The organism is Paractinoplanes ferrugineus, assembly GCF_016862195.1.
Lineage (GTDB): Bacteria > Actinomycetota > Actinomycetes > Mycobacteriales > Micromonosporaceae > Actinoplanes > Actinoplanes ferrugineus.
Window position 1 is genome coordinate 172,203 of sequence record NZ_BOMM01000028.1, and the last position, 15,114, is coordinate 187,316.

The window sequence follows — 15,114 nt, forward strand, 5'->3', positions numbered from 1 at the left end:
TATATATTTGCAGTACCGGTGTGAATATCAGCCGTTCGGTCGTGGTCAACCGCGCCGGCACCGACCAGGATGGGTCGGTGCCCGGACGCCATCGTCAACTTCAGCGCACCGGCCTCGTGGCCACCGCCGCGGCGCTCTCCGTCGCCGTGCTCGCCGGTGGGGCGTGGGCCGGCTATCAGGAGCTGTCCGGTGCGGACTGCCCGGCGACGAGCAGGCTGCGGATCGCCGCCGCCGCCGAGATCGCCCCCGCCGTCAGCGCCACCGCCGCCGCCTGGTCGAACCAGGAGGGCACCTGCGTGGCCGTGACGGTGCTCGCCACCGACCCGGCCGGCACGGCCGCGGCCATCGGCGGCCGGCACGGGGTCAACCTGGGCGGGGTCGGCGCCGGCAAACCCGACCCGGACGTCGACGTGTGGATTCCCGACTCCAGCACCTGGCTGGTGCGGATCGCCTCCGAGGCACCCGGGTTCCAGCCCACCGACCTCGGTTCGATCGCGCGCAGCCCGCTCGTGCTGGCCGCGCCCGAACCGGCGGCGAAGGCGCTCGGCTGGCCCGCCCGTACCCCGCGGATGAAGGACCTCGTCCGGCGGATCGCCACCGATCGCGCCCTGCGCGCGGGGATCGTCGATCCGGCGCGCGACGCGGCCGGGCTCGCCGGCCTGCTCGCGCTGGCCGGCGCGGCCGGCACCGACGCCGCCCTCAAGGTCGGGGTGATGCGCGCGCTCGCGGCCAACAGCTCCAGCATCCGCACCGACCTGGAGCAGAAGTTCGGTACGACGGTGGGCCTCGCCCCGATGTCCGAGGCGGACGTGCTCGCCTACAACGCGGGCGGGCCACCGACCCGGCTGGCCGCGCTCTACCCGGACCCGGCGTCGGTGGTGCTCGACTATCCGTTCGCGGTGATGCCGGGCGTCGACCCGCAGAAAGCCGGCGCGGCGGTCGAGCTGCGGGCCGCGCTGCGCCGCACCGAGTTCACCGACGAGCTGGCCAAGGCCGGGGTCCGCGGCGCGGCCGGGGAGCCCGGCGCCGGGTTCGCGGCCCCGCCGGGCGCCCCCGCCGCCGTCGCGTCGCTGGTGCCCAAGGATCCGGCGGCGATCGCCCAGCTGCTCGGCAGCTGGACCGCGATCACCCAGCCGGGCCGGATGCTCGCGGTCTTCGACGTGTCCGAGTCGATGAAGGCGAAGGTGCCGACCGCCGGTGGCCTGACCCGGGCCCAGCTCACCCAGGGTGTCGCGCGGCAGGGCCTGGCGCTGCTCGACGACCGCTGGTCGGTGGGCAACTGGACGTTCTCCACCGACATGGTGGGCAACCGGCCGTGGGTCGAGAACCTGCCGATCTCGCCGTGCGCCACCGAGCGGCCGGCCATGCTCGCCGCCATCGACCGGATCGTGCCGCGGGCCGGCGGCGACACCGGGCTGTTCGACACCGCGCTCGCCGCCTACGAGCGGGTCCAGCAGGGCTGGCAGCCGGGCGTCTCGAACTCGGTGGTGATCTACACCGACGGCCGCAACGACAACCCCGGCGGTCTGACCATCGAGCAGCTGGTGGCGAAGATGACCAAGGCGCGCGACCCCGGACGCCCGGTCCGCATGATCATTATCGGGATGGGCACGGCCATCGACCGCAACGAGCTCGAGTCGATCGCCAGGGCGGCCGGTTCCGGCGGGGTCTTCATCGCCACCGACCCGGCCAAGATCGGCGAGATCTTCCTCGAGGCGATCGCCAGCCGCCGGGGCGCCTAAGATCTCAGCGATGAACCCGCTTCGCCCGCTTCGTTGGTACGCCGGACTGGCCGTTCTCTTCTTCGGCCTCATCCCCGCCACCATGCTGACCCTGCTGGTGGCGCGGGGTGACACCCCGGGACAGGTCGGTTTCCTGCTGATCGGTGGCATCCCGCTCGTGCTCGCCGCGCTTGTCCTGGCCGGCCGCGGGATGACCGGCTCGGCGGAGCCGGAGGTGGCGGCCCGGCGCCTGCACCTGAGCATGGCGCTGGTCGCCGGGGCAGACGTGCTGATGCTCGGCGGCAACGCCCTGCTCCGGATGACCTCCGGCAGCTAGGGTGCCTCGTCGATGACCTGGTCGACCGGCAGGCGCGGGGTGCCCGACGGCTTCGTGCTCGCCTCGTTGAGCACGCCGAGACGCAGCACCAGATAGGGAGCGCCGAGGTCGCCGATCAGGCGGCGCAGCTCGAGCCGGGTGTAACCGACCTCGATCGGGCTGCTCAGCGGCAACACCCCGGCGCCGTGCGCGGTCGCGGCCACCCAGAGCGCGTTGAGCGCCTCCCCCGCCCTCAACCACTCGACGCGGTCGTCGCCGGTGCCGTAGAGAACCGCGTAGGTCGCCGCCGAGTCGTGCCCCTCGCCCACCGGGAGCGTGCCGGCCGTGCCGAAGTCACGCTCCTGCACGGTGGTCAGCGGCAGGCCGGCGGGCAGGTTGGCGGCCGGGATGCCGGTGCCGCCGGAGCGTTCCCCGCCGACCCACTCGGCGATCTCCTCCTGCAGGCGCTCGTCGGCGCTCTCGGTCTTCTGCGCCCGTTCGACGATCACCGCGAGGTCGATGAGCTGGTCCCGGCCGACCAGGTGCAGCCGGGCCCCCGCGCGCTCGGTGGCCGCGACGAGGTCGTCGAGCACCGCCGGGGCCAGCGGGGTGTCCCCGACCGTACGCCGATCGGTATGTCTGGCCTTGACCTGCTCGAAAAGCTCGACGGCGGCGGGGTCGGCGGCGCCCTGCCGGTCGGCGTGCAGCACCGCGAGCGGGTCGCCGGCGGGCCGCTCGACCCGCACCTGCCAGCCCGCCGCGGCCAGCGCGACCCGGGCGTGGTGCAGGGCCGCACCACAGCTCAGCAGCAACATGTGCCCGTCCGGGTCCTGCACCGCGAGCTGGCGGCCGGTCACCGCGTGCAACTCCAGCCGGTCCGGATGAACGGTCCACTTCCAGGGCTGGGTGTTGTGGATGGAGGGGGCGTACCGGGCGGCGTCCGCGGCATCCCGGAGGGCCGGACGGCGGTCGATCTCGGCGGTCATGGCGTTCCTCTCCTGAGTCACCCACTCGATCTAACCAGGCTCGCGCGGCGCCCGCTCCGGTTCCGGGACCTCCGGCCCTGGGTGTGTCGAACACCTGGCTGCGAAGGTCGTGGCATGGATGGCCAAGTTCGTGACGCTCTCGAGGCCGCCGCCCGGGCGTCGCTGCGCGCACCCTCGGTGTTCAACACCCAGCCGTGGTCGTGGCGGGTCGACGGCCGGTTCATGGAACTGCGCGGCGACCGCACCCGCCGGCTCGCGGTGACCGACCCGGAGAGCCGGCTGCTGCTGCTCAGCTGCGGCACGGCGCTCCACCACGCCCGGGTCGCGCTGGCCGCGGCCGGCTGGACCGCCGACGTGGAGCGCCTGCCCGACGCCCGGCAACCGGACGTGCTCGCCCGGATCCGGATGACCGGGCGCGGCGACGCCGACCCGTTCGCGGTGCGGCTCGCCGACGCGATCATCCGGCGGCGGACCGACCGGCGGGCGTACGGCGAACGGCGGGTCCCGCCGCAGACCCTCACCCGGCTCGCCTTCCTGGTCGAGGCGGAGGGCGCGCACCTGCACGTGGTGCCCGACGAGCGGGTGCCGGAGCTGGCCGTCGCGGTGGACGAGGCGGCCGACGTCGAGTACTTCGATCCGGCCTACCGCGGCGAGCTCAACCGCTGGACGCACCGGCCCGCCTGGACCGGTGACGGCGTGCCCCCGTCGACGGCGGTGCGGCCGAGCCTGCGGCGGGTGCCGGCGCGCAACCACCTGCCGGGCGGAACGGCCGGGCTGCCCGCCGGGCCGGGCGGCGACGAGGGAGCGGTGTACGCCGTGCTGCACGGCCACGACTCGTCGCCGCTGCACCTGCTGCGCGGCGGCGAGGCCCTCTCGGCGGTTCTGCTGTACGCCACCGACCAGCAGATCTCGACCTGCCCGAGCAGCGAGGCCGTCGAGGTGCCGTGGCCGCGCCGGCTGCTGCGCAGGCTGCTCGCGGACGCCGGCGAGCCCTACCTGATCGTGCGGCTCGGCTATGTGGACTCGGGTGCGGCGCCACCGCCGTCCCCCCGCCGCCCGGCCCGCGAGACCGTCGAGCTGACCGGCTGGCAGTGACCCGTGGCATCGCCTCGCTAGGGTCGCGGGCATGACCTTGCCGGCACCCGTGACCGAGCTGACCGCCGCCTTCCTCGCCGAGGTCGACGAGCGGGTCCCGGGCCGGTTGACGGGCCTGTTCCTGCACGGCTCGCTCTGCTGGGGCGAGTTCTTCCCGATGAGCGACATCGATTTCGTGGCCGTCTGGGCGGAACTCCCGCCGGCCGCCGAGCTGGCGGCGGCCCACCAGGCGACCAAGGCCCGCTTCCCGGAGCGGGCCTTCGACGGCTTCCACTGCACGGCCGCCGACCTGGCCGCGCCGCCGGCCGAGGCGGCCGGGCACCGCCCGGTGTGGTTCCGCGACGAGTTCGACCCGGACGGGACCCTCGACCTCAACCTGGTGACGTGGCACGAGCTGGCCGAACGAGCCGTCACGATCCGGGGTGTGCTGCCGAGTGTCTACACCAGCCGGTCCGAGCTGCGCGAGTTCACCCGCAACAACCTGGACACCTACTGGCGGCTCATCGCCGACCAGATCGGCGACGGTGACCTGGAGGCGCTGGGCAAGCACGACGACTCGGTGGCCTTCCTCGGCCTCGGCCCGGCGCGCCTGCACCACCTGCTGACCACCGGCGAACTGACCTCGAAGAGCGGCGCCGGCCGTTACCTGCTGGCCGGCCCGGACCGGCGCTGGCACCGGATCGCCCGGGAGGCCCTGCGCCTGCGCGAGAATCCCGGCTCCGCCGGCCTCTACGACGATCCGGTCCGGCGCGGTGCGGACGCCACCGCCCTCCTGCGCCGGATGATCGCCGACGGCCTGGCGGCTCAGTAGCGGCGGGTGACCAGCGCGCAGATCGGCCGGGCCCGCACCGACTCGAGGAACGGATCACGGCTCGCCGAACGCCAGTGGCCGAGCGGCACCCGGTGGATGTTCACCTGCCGCCCCAGCTGGCGCTCGGCGACCCGCGCCGCCCCGCCCAGCGCACCGTCGTCGGCCTCGCCGACCACCAGCACGTCGACGTCTCGGGGCGGCGGACCGCCCACACCGGCGTAGCGCGCCGCCCACGAACCGAACAGGTACGCCTCGTCGACCCCCGGCACCGGCGGGATCACGTCGGTCAGCACCGCGATCGGCCCGTAGGTCAGCTCCAGCACCTCGGTGAGCGGCCGGGTCAACGGCGTGGCGAGTTCCGCCCGCAGCAGCCGGATGTTGCCGCGCAGCTCGCACCGGACGAGCCCGGCCTCGGCCAGCTGGTCCACCTCCCGCCCGACCGAGCGGTGCGACGCGCCGAACCGCTGGGCCAGCTCCGCGACCGAGTAGTTGAGCTCCGGGTGCAGGTAGATCCAGGCGAGGATCTCACCGACCAGCGCGGACCGCAGCAGCGGCAGCAGGTGCGGCCGGGCGACCGAACGAGGGATAGTCATTCGACTACCCTGACCCGCCGTCGTCATCCATCGACGGACCACCGGTCCGTCAGCGCTCCCGCCAGACCTCCCGCGTCTCGATCCGGACCGAGTCGAGGGCGAGGAGCTGACCGTCCACCCCCGCCAGCCGGTCCGCCGCGTCCCCCGGCAGCGAGATCGTGGAGCCCGCCGCCAGCGGCAACAGGTGCACAGTGACCTCGGCGCCGTCCTCGGCCCCGATGTCGCGCAGGCTGACGGTCCAGTCGGAGCCGTCCCAGAACCGGTCGGTGACCACCCGCCCGTCGACCCGGACCTGCCCGACGTCCCCCGCCCAGCGGATCCGCAGACAGCTGTCCACCTCCGGGGCCAGCACCCAGCCCGGCACCCCGACCCGCCACACCGCGGCGAGCTCGTCGAAGGTTTCCGCCGCGGGCGCCGACTGCCGTCCCTCGAACTTCGCGTAGGCCACCGGAACCGCGGTCCCGGCCGCCCGCACCAGCTCCGGGACCACCTCGAGCCCCGGGGAGCCGGGCCGCCCGGCGGCGGGCCGGGGGCCGGGAGCGGGTTCCAGGGGCAGGGGGACGAAGGCGCGCCGGGCGGGGTCGTAGACCCGGACCTCGGGGGCGGTGGACTCGATCCGGCCGTCCGGGTCCCAGGTCAGCTCGGCCGGCGAGAGCAGCAGCCGGCGGGCCGGGCCGGCCTCGCACACCCAGACGTCCGGGGCCGTGTCGGCGGGCAGGATCAGCAGGTCGAGTTCGCCGCCGCCGGCTGAGCGCAGCCGGATCGGCGACCTCGACGGGACGACGGTGACCGGTTCGCCGGCGACCGAACAGCTGGTGCCGACGCCGGGCGACGCGATCAGCACCAGGGTGGGGATCTCACCCGGCAGGACGGTGAGCGCGGACGCGGTGGCCCAGTCCAGGAGTACGCCGCCGAGGGTCAGGCGCAGCGGCCAGCGGGCGAGGGTGCCGGCCGGGATGTCGAGCGGTTGCGCCGGGAGCACCAGCTCCGAGGTGGCGAGTTCCACCCGGAACTGAGCACCCTTGTAGACCTGGAGCGGCACGTGCGGCTGGTGCCAGGCGAGGAACAGGAAACCGCTCGTCCCGTCGCTGCGCAACGCCCAGCGCAGGGTGGTGGCGTCCTCGACCCCGGCCGGGCGCACCTCGGGCAGGCTCGACGGCATCTCCGCCAGCGCCGGGCCGAAAGCAGCGAGGAAGGCGTGCTGCTCGCGCAGGGCGGCGTGCGAGGCGGACAGCAGGCCGGCTTCGCCGATCGGGGCGCCGAAGTCGTAGCCCAGGGCCGGCATGTCGTTCGGGTAGCCGGTGGCGTGTGACTCCTGCAGACCGCCGGGCGGGTTGGTGCCACCGGCGTACATGTAGTAGCCCTGCCAGGCCGAACCGTTGCCGATCTTGCAAAGGGCGACGGTGGCGACGTCCAGCGCCGACGGCCGCGGGCGGCGGTGGTAGGCGGTGGCCATGCCGCCGCCGAGCTCGCAGGTGGCGGGCGGGAAGAGGTCCGACGGGGTACGCGGATGAGCCGTGCCCCGCAACTGCATGCGCCGCACGTCCGCGCCGATACCGGGATCGTCCCAGACGTGCGAGAAGAAGTAGTGGTCGCGGAACGTCGGGTCCCAGGGGGCGTCGGCGTCGACCCAGAAACCGTCGCCGTACCCGCCGTAGAGCGGCAGCACCTCCTCCGCCGGCAGGTCGGCGCCGCCCCACGCGGTGGCGGTCCACAGCGGCGCCGACAGGCCGGCCTCGCGGGCCAGGCGTTTGAGCGTGACGAGGTGGCCGGGCTGGTCGTAGAGCTCGTTCTCGAGCTGGATGCCGAGCACCGGGCCGCCCGGGCCGCAGCGGCCGTCGAGCGCGGTGGCGATCTGCGCGAACCACTCGGCGACCAGCTCGAGGTAGCCCGGGTCGTCGGTGCGGTGCCGCACCGGCGCCTGCTGGACCCAGTCGGGGAACCCGCCGTTGCGGGATTCGCCGTGGCACCACGGGCCGATCCGCAGGATCACGTCGAGCCCCTCGGCGGCGGCCAGGTCGACGAACGCGGCCACGTCGAGGTTGCCCGCGAAGCTCGGGGCACCGCGCCGCGAGACGTGGTGCAGCCAGAAGAGGTAGCTGGCGGCGACCGTCACGCCGCCGGCGCGCATCTGGCGCAGCCGGCGACGCCACCGGTTCCGCGGGATCCGGCTGTAGTGGATCTCCCCGGAGACCGGGACGACCGGGACGCCGTCGCGGATCAGGTAGCGGCTGGTCAGCGAGACCCCCGGCCGGGCGTCCTCGTCGTTGCTCATCCGGGGCCGGCGCAGCGGCTGCGACCAGGGGTGGTGCCGAACGGCGAGCGGGTCGACAGGCACAGAGACTCCTCAGGGACGAACGGTTCCAGCGGGCCGCTTGCTCAACGAGCGACCCCCGAAAGCGACCGACTGTAACCGGTCACAGGCGTGGCGCTCCGCACGATACCGCGCCTTAACCGGCCAGAAGCAAGCTCTTGACAATCGCGAAAACGAGCAGCACTGTAACCGGTCACAGGTCCTGTTCGGTGACGCACGTCTCCCCCCGGGCAAACCCCGAGCACCACCCGACCAGGACCCCGGCCGCGCCTCCTACCCGGCCGACGATCGAGGAGGATCGATGAAAAAGACATTCGCGGGCGTTCTCGCCACCGCGCTTCTGATGACCGGCGCCGCCTGCTCCAGCTCCGACGACAGCGACGGCGGCACCCCCAAACCCGGCGAGAAGGTCGAGCTGACCTACTGGACCTGGGCGCCGAACATGGACAAGGTGGTGGACGGCTGGAACACCGCGCACCCCGACATCCACGTGACCGTCAACAAGCAGGACGGCGGCGACCCGGCCGTCACCAAGCTGCTCACCGCGATCAAGGCCGGCTCCGGCGCCCCCGACGTGATGCAGGCGGAATACCAGAAGATCCCGACCCTGGTCTCGGCGAACGCCCTGGCCGACATCGCCAAGGAGTCGGGCGGCCTCAAGTCGAAGTTCCCCGAGTCGGCGTGGACCGCGGTCACCCTGGGTGGCGAGGCGCTCTACGGCGTACCGCAGGATTCCGGCCCGATGATGTTCTACTACCGCACCGACGTCTTCGCGAAGCTGGGCCTGTCGGCCCCGAAGACCTGGGACGACTACGCGGCCGCCGCCCGCAGGATCCACACCGCCGACCAGAAGCAATATCTGGGTACGTTCTCGGCGAACGACCCGGGCTGGTTCGCGGGCCTCGCCCAGCAGGCCGGCGCGTCCTGGTGGGGCGTCGACGGCGACACCTGGTCGGTCGCGATCAACGACGCCGCCACCCAGAAGGTCGCGAACTACTGGGGTGGCCTGGTGCAGGAGGGCGCCATCGACAACAAGCCGATGTACACCCCCGAGTGGAACGCCGCGCTCAACGACGGCACCCAGGTCGGCTGGCTCAGCTCGGTGTGGGGCCCGGGCGTGCTCGAAGGCAACGCGGCGAGCACCAAGGGCAAGTGGAAGGCCGCCCTGCTCCCGCAGTGGGACGCGGCGGCGCCGGCCAACGGCAACTGGGGCGGCTCGGCCACCAGCGTCACCACCCAGAGCAAGCACAAGGCTCAGGCCGCCGAGTTCATCGCCTGGCTCAACACCGACCCGGCCGGCATCAAGGCCCTGGCCGGCACCGCGAACGTCTACCCGGCCGCGGTCGACTCGTCGGCCGCACTGACCGCACCGCCCGCGTTCCTGTCCGACCAGAGCGACTTCTACACGGTCGCCGCCGAGGCCGCCAAGATCACCAAGCCGTTCACCTACGGCCCGGACGTCAACGTGGCCTACTCCGCCTACAACGACGCGTTCGGCAAGGCGGCCGCGTCGAAGAAGTCCGCGGACTTCCCGGCGGCCCTCGCCACCATGCAGCAGACCACGGTCGACGACATGAAGAACACCGGCTTCAAGATCGCCGGCTGACCACCCCCCGATGCGGCGCGGCCGGGCCGCGCCGCATCACCCGAGAGAGGTGAGGGCCGTGACGGTCTCCACACGTACGCCCCGGACGGCCTCGCGCCGTGGCCGGCGCGCCGGGGCGCCGTATTCGTTCCTCGCCCCGGCACTGATCCTGTTCACGCTGTTCATGGCCGCGCCGATCGCCTACGCCGGCTACCTGAGCCTGCGCCGCGTCAAGATCTCCGGGCTCGGCCTGGGGGCCGGCGCCCGCACCGAGGTGTGGGCCGGGCTGAGCAACTACGCCCGCTCGCTGTCCGACCCGGACTTCCTGCCCAGCGTCTACCGGGTGGGCCTGTACGGACTCATCGTCGTGCCGGCCATGCTCGGGCTCGCGCTGCTGATGGCGCTGCTGCTCGACGCCGGACGCACGAGGGTCGGCACCTTCTCGCGTACGTCGATCTTCCTGCCCTATGCCGTGCCCGCCGTCGTCGGGTCGCTGCTGTGGGGCTTTCTCTACCTGCCGCGGGTCAGCCCGGTCACCGACGTGCTCGGCAAGCTCGGCGTGACCGCCCCGGACGTGCTCACCGGCAACTGGACGCTGTGGGCGGTCGCGAACATCGCGGTCTGGGGTGGCACCGGCTTCAACATGATCGTCATCTACACCTCGCTGCGGGCCATCCCGACCGACCTGTTCGAGGCGGCCCGGCTCGACGGGGCGAGCGACAAGCAGATCGCGTTCCGCATCAAGATCCCGATCGTGACCCCGTCGCTGATCATGACCTTCGTCTTCTCGCTCATCGCGACGCTGCAGGTCTTCGCCGAGCCGATGACGCTCAAGCCGCTGTCCAACACGATCTCCAGCACGTGGACGCCGCTGATGAAGGTCTACCGCGACGCGTTCGTCCGCAACGACGTCTACTCGGCCGCCGCCACCAGCGTGGTCATCGCCGTGGCCACCTTCGCCGTGTCCTTCGGTTTCCTCAAGCTCGTCGGGAACCGCGCCTTCAACCAGGAGGACGCATGAGCGTCTCGACCGCCCGGCCGGTCGCGCCGGTCACCGCCGCACCCCCGCCGACGGTCCGCGGGAAGCGCCGGAGCAGCCCGCTCGCCACCGTCCTGCTGCTCCTCGGCGCGGTGTACGCCCTGTTCCCGGTGGTCTGGGTGCTGATCGCCGCGTCGAAGAGCTCCGGTGAGCTGTTCTCCACCTTCACCCTCGCCCCCAGCACCCACCTGCTCGACAACATCGGCGATCTGTCCGCCTATCGCGACGGGCTCTACTGGCGCTGGATGGCCAACACCGCCCTGTACGCCGGGGTCGGCGGCGCCGCCTCCACGGTCGTCTCGGCGATGGCCGGGTTCGCCCTCGCCAAGTACGACTTCCCGGGCAAGCGGTTCGTGTTCAACGTGATCCTGGCCGGGGTGCTGGTGCCGGGCGTCATCCTGGCCATCCCGCAGTACCTGCTGCTGGCCAAGGTCGGCCTGACCAACACGTACTGGTCGGTGCTGCTGCCGAGCATGATCACCCCGTACGGGATCTATCTCTGCCGGATCTTCGCGGCCGCCGCCGTGCCGACCGAGGTGCTGGAGGCCGCCCGGATCGACGGGGCCGGCGACTGGCGCACCTTGGCCCGCGTGGTGCTGCCGATGATGCGAGCCGGGCTGGTCACCGTGTTCCTGTTCCAGTTCGTAGCGATCTGGAACAATTTCATGCTTCCCTACATCATGCTCGGCGACGACCACCTCTACCCGCTCACGGTCGGCTTGAACGGCCTGCTGAACCAGGGCGCCAGCCAGCCGGCGATGTACATCACGGTGGTCACCGGGGCATTGATCTCCATCATTCCGCTGGTCGCGCTGTTCCTCGGCCTCCAGCGCTACTGGCGGGTGGACCTCGGCGCCGGGGCGGTGAAGGCCTGATGCCGGCGTCTATGATCCCGAACGTGCGTAAGCGGCCCACCATCCGTGATGTGGCACGCGAGGCCGGGGTCTCCTACGCGACCGTCTCCCGCGTGCTGAACGGCCGGGAGTGGGTCAGCCCCGAGGCCGTGCGCTCGGTGCGCGAGGCGATCGCCCGCACCGGCTACACCGCCAACCCGCACGCCCGGTCCCTCGCGACCGGCAAATCGGGGTCGATCGCGTTCCTGCTCACCGAACCGCAGCACCTGCTCTTCGAGGACCCGAACTTCTCGGTCCTGCTCCGCGGGGTGGCGCAGGCGCTGAGCGACCGCGAGCTGACCCTGATCCTGATGATCGCGTCCACCCCGGAGGAGCGCACCCGCACCATCGCGTACCTGTCCGGCGGCCACGTCGACGGCGTTCTGCTCGTCTCCCCGCACTCCGGCGACCCGCTGCTGTCGCACCTGGTGCGGGCCGAGGTGCCGATCGTGGCGTGCGGCCGGGTGCTCGGCTACGAGCAGCAGATCAGCTCGGTGATGGCCGACGACCGGTCGGGCGGGCGCTCCGCGGTCGAGCATCTGGTGTCACGGGGCTGCCGGCGGATCGCCACCATCGCCGGGCCGCAGGACATGGTCGGCGGGGTCGACCGGCTCCAGGGCTACCGCGACGCGCTGCTGTCGCACGGCATCCCGGTCGAGCCGGCGCTCGTCGTGAGCGGCGACTGGGGCCGGGCCAGCGGGGCGGCCGCCATGCGCCGGCTGCTCGAGCAGGCTCCGGACCTGGACGCGGTCTTCGCCGCCTCGGACGCGATGGCCGCCGGGGCGCTGCCGGTGCTGCGCGAGGCCGGCCGCGCGGTGCCCGGCGACGTACAGGTCGTCGGCTTCGACGACTCCGGGCTCGCGGCGACGCTCGACCCGCCGCTGACGACCGTGCGGCATCCGCTCGACCGGATCAGCGAGGAGATGGTCCGGCTCCTCAGCGACGTCGTCAACGGGCGTACCCCGCTCTCGATCACCGTGCCCACCTCCCTGGTCGTCCGGGCCTCCGCACCCGCCTGACCACCCAGATCCCCGGATGTCCGGTGGCCGCGCCACCGTCCGGCCGCCGGACCTCCGGATCGTGAGGCAACACCCCTGTCCCAGTTCCGGTGAAGGAGTGTCATGAAACGGTCCCTCCGAGCAGTAATCGCGACAGCAGTCCTCGCTGTCGCGGCCCCGCTCGCACTCACCGCGGTCCCCGCCCACGCCGCCAACACGCTCAGCTACCTCGGCGCCGACGTGTCCACCCTGCAGCGCAGCCTCGACCTCGGGGCGAAGTACTACAACAAGTCGGGCACGGCCGCCGACCCCTACGACATCCTCAGGTCGGCGGGCGTCAACTACACCCGGCTGCGCATCTGGAACAACCCCGCCAGCGGCTACAACAACAAGGCCAAGGTCCTGCAGCAGGCACGGGCGATCAAGGCCAAGGGGCTGCGCCTGCTGATCGACTTCCACTACTCCGACACCTGGGCCGACCCGGGCAAGCAGTATCCGCCGGCGGCCTGGTCGACGCACTCCCTGGCACAGATGCAGACCGACGTCTACAACTACACCTACGACGTGTGCACCTCGCTCAAGGCGCAGGGCACCACGCCGGACAGCGTGCAGATCGGCAACGAGATCAACGTCGGCATGCTGTGGCCCACCGGCAAGGTCACGAACAACAACTTCGCGCCCCTCGCCGCGCTGCTCAAGCAGGGTTACAACGCCACCAAGGCGTGCAACGCGGGGACCCAGGTGTGGATCCACACGGCCGACGCGGACAGTGACGCGAACGCCCGCTGGTTCTACGACGGCATCCGGGCCCAGGGCGTGCCCTGGGACGTGACGGCGCTGTCCTACTACTGCATGTGGCACGGCACGCTGGCGAACCTCTACAACGTCATCGCCGACGTCAAGTCCCGCTACGGCAAGCCGGTGGTGATCGCCGAGACGGCGTACATGTTCACCAAGGCCGACGCCGACGGCACGGCCAACTCGATCCCCGGCACCACCACCTGCGACGGCCAACCGGCGACCTGGACCGGGCAGGCGACCCAGTTCACCTACGTGCAGAACACCGCCCGCAACGCCGGCGCGGTGGGCGTCTTCTACTGGGAACCGACCTGGTACGCGATCCCGGGCAACGGCTGGGACCCGGCCAACATCAACGGAAGCGGCGACGGCTGGGACAACATGGCGGCCTTCGACTGGACCGGCCACGTGAACCCCAACATCGTCTGGACTCCCTGACCGCGGCGCCGCGGGGTGCTCGCCGCGACCGGCGAGCACCCCGCAATGCCCAGCTCGGCGTGATGTTTCTCGCCGGTCGGGCGAACGTGCCGAGGGTCACGGCATAATCACCCGGATCGGGGCACTCTACTGAGCGCACGAGATGGGAGCGAAAATGCATCGTGTAGTCGTCATCGGCGCGGGTTTCGGTGGTCTTTTCGCGATCAAGGCACTGCGTGACGCCCCGGTCGAGATCACCCTCATCAACGGTACGTCCTACCACCTCTTCCAGCCGCTGCTCTACCAGGTGGCGACCGGGATCCTCTCCGAGGGCGAGATCGCACCGCCGATCCGCGAGGTGCTCAAGAAGCAGAAGAACGTCGACGTACGCCTCGGCTGGGCCCGCGAGATCGACGCCTCGGCCCGCGTCGTCAAGGTGTCCGGGCCCGGCATCGACTACGAGGTCGCGTACGACACCCTGATCGTCGCCGCCGGCGCCGCCCAGTCCTACTTCGGCAACGACGGCTTCGCCGACAACGCGCCCGGCATGAAGAGCATCGACGACGCCCTCGAACTGCGCGCCCGCATCTTCGGCGCGTTCGAGATCGCCGACCTGCAGACCGATCCGCAGGAGATCGAGCGCTGGCTCACCTTCGTGGTCGTCGGCGCCGGCCCCACCGGCGTCGAGATGGCCGGCCAGATCGCCGAGCTCGCCCACCGCACCCTGCCCGGTCAGTACAAGCACATCGACCCGCGCGAGGCCCGCATCATCCTGGTCGACGCCCTGCCCGCGGTGCTCAACACGTTCGGCGACCACCTGTCCACCCGCGCCCTGCGCCAGCTGCACCTGCTCGGCGTCGAGGTGGAACTGAACACCAAGGTCGTCGACGTCGACACCACCGGCATCGAGGTCGACAGCGAACGGGGCCACCAGCGGATCGGCTCGATGACCAAGGTCTGGGCGGCCGGCGTCGCCGCTCCCCCGCTGGCCCGCAAGATCGCCGAGGTGACCGGCGCCCGGACCGACCGCGCCGGCCGCCTGTTCGTCGAGAAGGACCTGACCGTCCCCGGCCACCCCGAGATCTTCGTGCTCGGCGACATGATGAACCTGAACGACGAGCACGGCGACCAGCTCCCCGGCGTCGCCCAGGTGGCCATCCAGGGCGGCCGCTACGCCGCGTCGACCATCAAGAACCGGCTGGCCGGCAAGCCCGCCCCCAAGCCCTTCAAGTACTTCGACAAGGGCAGCCTCGCCACCATCTCCCGCTTCTCCGCCGTGGCCAGCATCGGCCGGATCCGGCTGGACGGCTTTCCCGCCTGGGTCATCTGGGTCGCGGTCCACCTGCTCTACCTGGTCGGCTTCAAGAACCGCGTCACCGCGGTCATGCACTGGGCCGTGAGCTTCGTCGGCCGCGGCCGCTCCGAACGGGTGTCGACGATCCAGCAGGCCTTCGCCCGCCGGGCCATCCACGAGTACGGCGACCCGTTCGAACGAGCCCGCATCGAAGCCGCCGTCCAGAAGGACTGACCCGGCACCCCGGCAGCCCC

Annotated in this window: 13 protein-coding genes; 10 read left to right on the forward strand and 3 right to left on the reverse strand. The window is 72.0% G+C overall.

What is annotated here, in order from left to right:
• The first annotated feature begins 20 nt into the window (after positions 1–20).
• Together Afe05nite_RS16095 and Afe05nite_RS16100 are read left to right on the forward strand one after the other, a co-directional pair.
• Positions 21–1,742 carry a substrate-binding domain-containing protein gene (locus Afe05nite_RS16095; protein WP_239117858.1) on the forward strand — a complete coding sequence of 574 codons (1,722 nt, stop codon included), beginning with the start codon at positions 21–23 and terminating at the stop codon, positions 1,740–1,742.
• Between the two features lie 10 nt (positions 1,743–1,752).
• A complete protein-coding gene (locus Afe05nite_RS16100) occupies positions 1,753–2,058 on the forward strand; it encodes a hypothetical protein (RefSeq protein WP_203817908.1) in 306 nt (101 codons plus the stop codon).
• Here the strand turns inward: Afe05nite_RS16100 and Afe05nite_RS16105 are convergent.
• The gene (locus Afe05nite_RS16105; protein WP_203817909.1) at positions 2,055–3,023 is read right to left on the reverse strand and encodes an Acg family FMN-binding oxidoreductase; all 969 of its coding nucleotides are present in this window, start codon (positions 3,021–3,023) and stop codon (positions 2,055–2,057) included. The genes Afe05nite_RS16100 and Afe05nite_RS16105 overlap by 4 nt on opposite strands.
• Positions 3,024–3,137: 114 nt before the next feature.
• Between Afe05nite_RS16105 and Afe05nite_RS16110 the strand changes: the two genes are divergently transcribed.
• Positions 3,138–4,118 carry an Acg family FMN-binding oxidoreductase gene (locus tag Afe05nite_RS16110; RefSeq protein WP_203817910.1) on the forward strand — a complete coding sequence of 327 codons (981 nt, stop codon included), beginning with the start codon at positions 3,138–3,140 and terminating at the stop codon, positions 4,116–4,118.
• A 31-nt stretch (positions 4,119–4,149) separates the two neighbouring features.
• Positions 4,150–4,929 carry a hypothetical protein gene (locus Afe05nite_RS44555; protein WP_203817911.1) on the forward strand — a complete coding sequence of 260 codons (780 nt, stop codon included), beginning with the start codon at positions 4,150–4,152 and terminating at the stop codon, positions 4,927–4,929.
• On the opposite strand, the gene Afe05nite_RS16120 is transcribed toward Afe05nite_RS44555, so the two are convergent.
• Together Afe05nite_RS16120 and Afe05nite_RS16125 are read right to left on the reverse strand one after the other, a co-directional pair.
• Positions 4,923–5,522 carry a hypothetical protein gene (locus Afe05nite_RS16120; RefSeq protein WP_203817912.1) on the reverse strand — a complete coding sequence of 200 codons (600 nt, stop codon included), beginning with the start codon at positions 5,520–5,522 and terminating at the stop codon, positions 4,923–4,925. The genes Afe05nite_RS44555 and Afe05nite_RS16120 overlap by 7 nt on opposite strands.
• A gap of 49 nt (positions 5,523–5,571) precedes the next feature.
• On the reverse strand, positions 5,572–7,860 hold the full coding sequence (locus Afe05nite_RS16125) for a beta-galactosidase (RefSeq protein WP_239117859.1): 2,289 nt from the start codon (positions 7,858–7,860) through the stop codon (positions 5,572–5,574).
• A 277-nt stretch (positions 7,861–8,137) separates the two neighbouring features.
• On the opposite strand from Afe05nite_RS16125, the gene Afe05nite_RS16130 reads away from it, so the two are divergent.
• The 6 genes from Afe05nite_RS16130 (at position 8,138) to Afe05nite_RS16155 (ending at position 15,094) form a co-directional block, all read left to right on the forward strand.
• Positions 8,138–9,442: an ABC transporter substrate-binding protein gene (locus Afe05nite_RS16130; RefSeq protein WP_203817913.1), complete on the forward strand. Its 1,305-nt coding sequence runs from the start codon at positions 8,138–8,140 to the stop codon at positions 9,440–9,442.
• Between the two features lie 58 nt (positions 9,443–9,500).
• Positions 9,501–10,442 (forward strand): carbohydrate ABC transporter permease, encoded by a 942-nt coding sequence (locus Afe05nite_RS16135; protein ID WP_239117860.1) that lies wholly within the window; start codon positions 9,501–9,503, stop codon positions 10,440–10,442.
• Positions 10,439–11,335, forward strand: a complete 897-nt coding sequence (locus Afe05nite_RS16140; protein ID WP_203817915.1) for a carbohydrate ABC transporter permease — start codon at positions 10,439–10,441, stop codon at positions 11,333–11,335. Before Afe05nite_RS16135 ends, Afe05nite_RS16140 begins: the two co-directional genes overlap by 4 nt.
• Before the next feature lie 23 nt (positions 11,336–11,358).
• Positions 11,359–12,372 carry a LacI family DNA-binding transcriptional regulator gene (locus Afe05nite_RS16145; protein WP_239117861.1) on the forward strand — a complete coding sequence of 338 codons (1,014 nt, stop codon included), beginning with the start codon at positions 11,359–11,361 and terminating at the stop codon, positions 12,370–12,372.
• 102 nt (positions 12,373–12,474) lie between these two features.
• Positions 12,475–13,587, forward strand: a complete 1,113-nt coding sequence (locus tag Afe05nite_RS16150; RefSeq protein ID WP_203817916.1) for a glycoside hydrolase family 53 protein — start codon at positions 12,475–12,477, stop codon at positions 13,585–13,587.
• 154 nt (positions 13,588–13,741) lie between these two features.
• The gene (locus tag Afe05nite_RS16155; protein WP_239117862.1) at positions 13,742–15,094 is read left to right on the forward strand and encodes an NAD(P)/FAD-dependent oxidoreductase; all 1,353 of its coding nucleotides are present in this window, start codon (positions 13,742–13,744) and stop codon (positions 15,092–15,094) included.
• Positions 15,095–15,114 lie beyond the last annotated feature (20 nt).

Bases quoted from the DNA above. Each gene is read 5' to 3' on its own strand.
- Afe05nite_RS16140 (WP_203817915.1), top strand. From the start codon at position 10,439: ATGAGCGTCTCGACCGCCCGGCCGGTCGCGCCGGTCACCGCCGCACCC.
- Afe05nite_RS16100 (WP_203817908.1), top strand. From the start codon at position 1,753: ATGAACCCGCTTCGCCCGCTTCGTTGGTACGCCGGACTGGCCGTTCTC.
- Afe05nite_RS16110 (WP_203817910.1), top strand. From the start codon at position 3,138: ATGGATGGCCAAGTTCGTGACGCTCTCGAGGCCGCCGCCCGGGCGTCG.
- Afe05nite_RS16155 (WP_239117862.1), top strand. From the start codon at position 13,742: ATGCATCGTGTAGTCGTCATCGGCGCGGGTTTCGGTGGTCTTTTCGCG.
- Afe05nite_RS16150 (WP_203817916.1), top strand. From the start codon at position 12,475: ATGAAACGGTCCCTCCGAGCAGTAATCGCGACAGCAGTCCTCGCTGTC.
- Afe05nite_RS16105 (WP_203817909.1), bottom strand. From the start codon at position 3,023: ATGACCGCCGAGATCGACCGCCGTCCGGCCCTCCGGGATGCCGCGGAC.
- Afe05nite_RS44555 (WP_203817911.1), top strand. From the start codon at position 4,150: ATGACCTTGCCGGCACCCGTGACCGAGCTGACCGCCGCCTTCCTCGCC.
- Afe05nite_RS16130 (WP_203817913.1), top strand. From the start codon at position 8,138: ATGAAAAAGACATTCGCGGGCGTTCTCGCCACCGCGCTTCTGATGACC.
- Afe05nite_RS16120 (WP_203817912.1), bottom strand. From the start codon at position 5,522: ATGACTATCCCTCGTTCGGTCGCCCGGCCGCACCTGCTGCCGCTGCTG.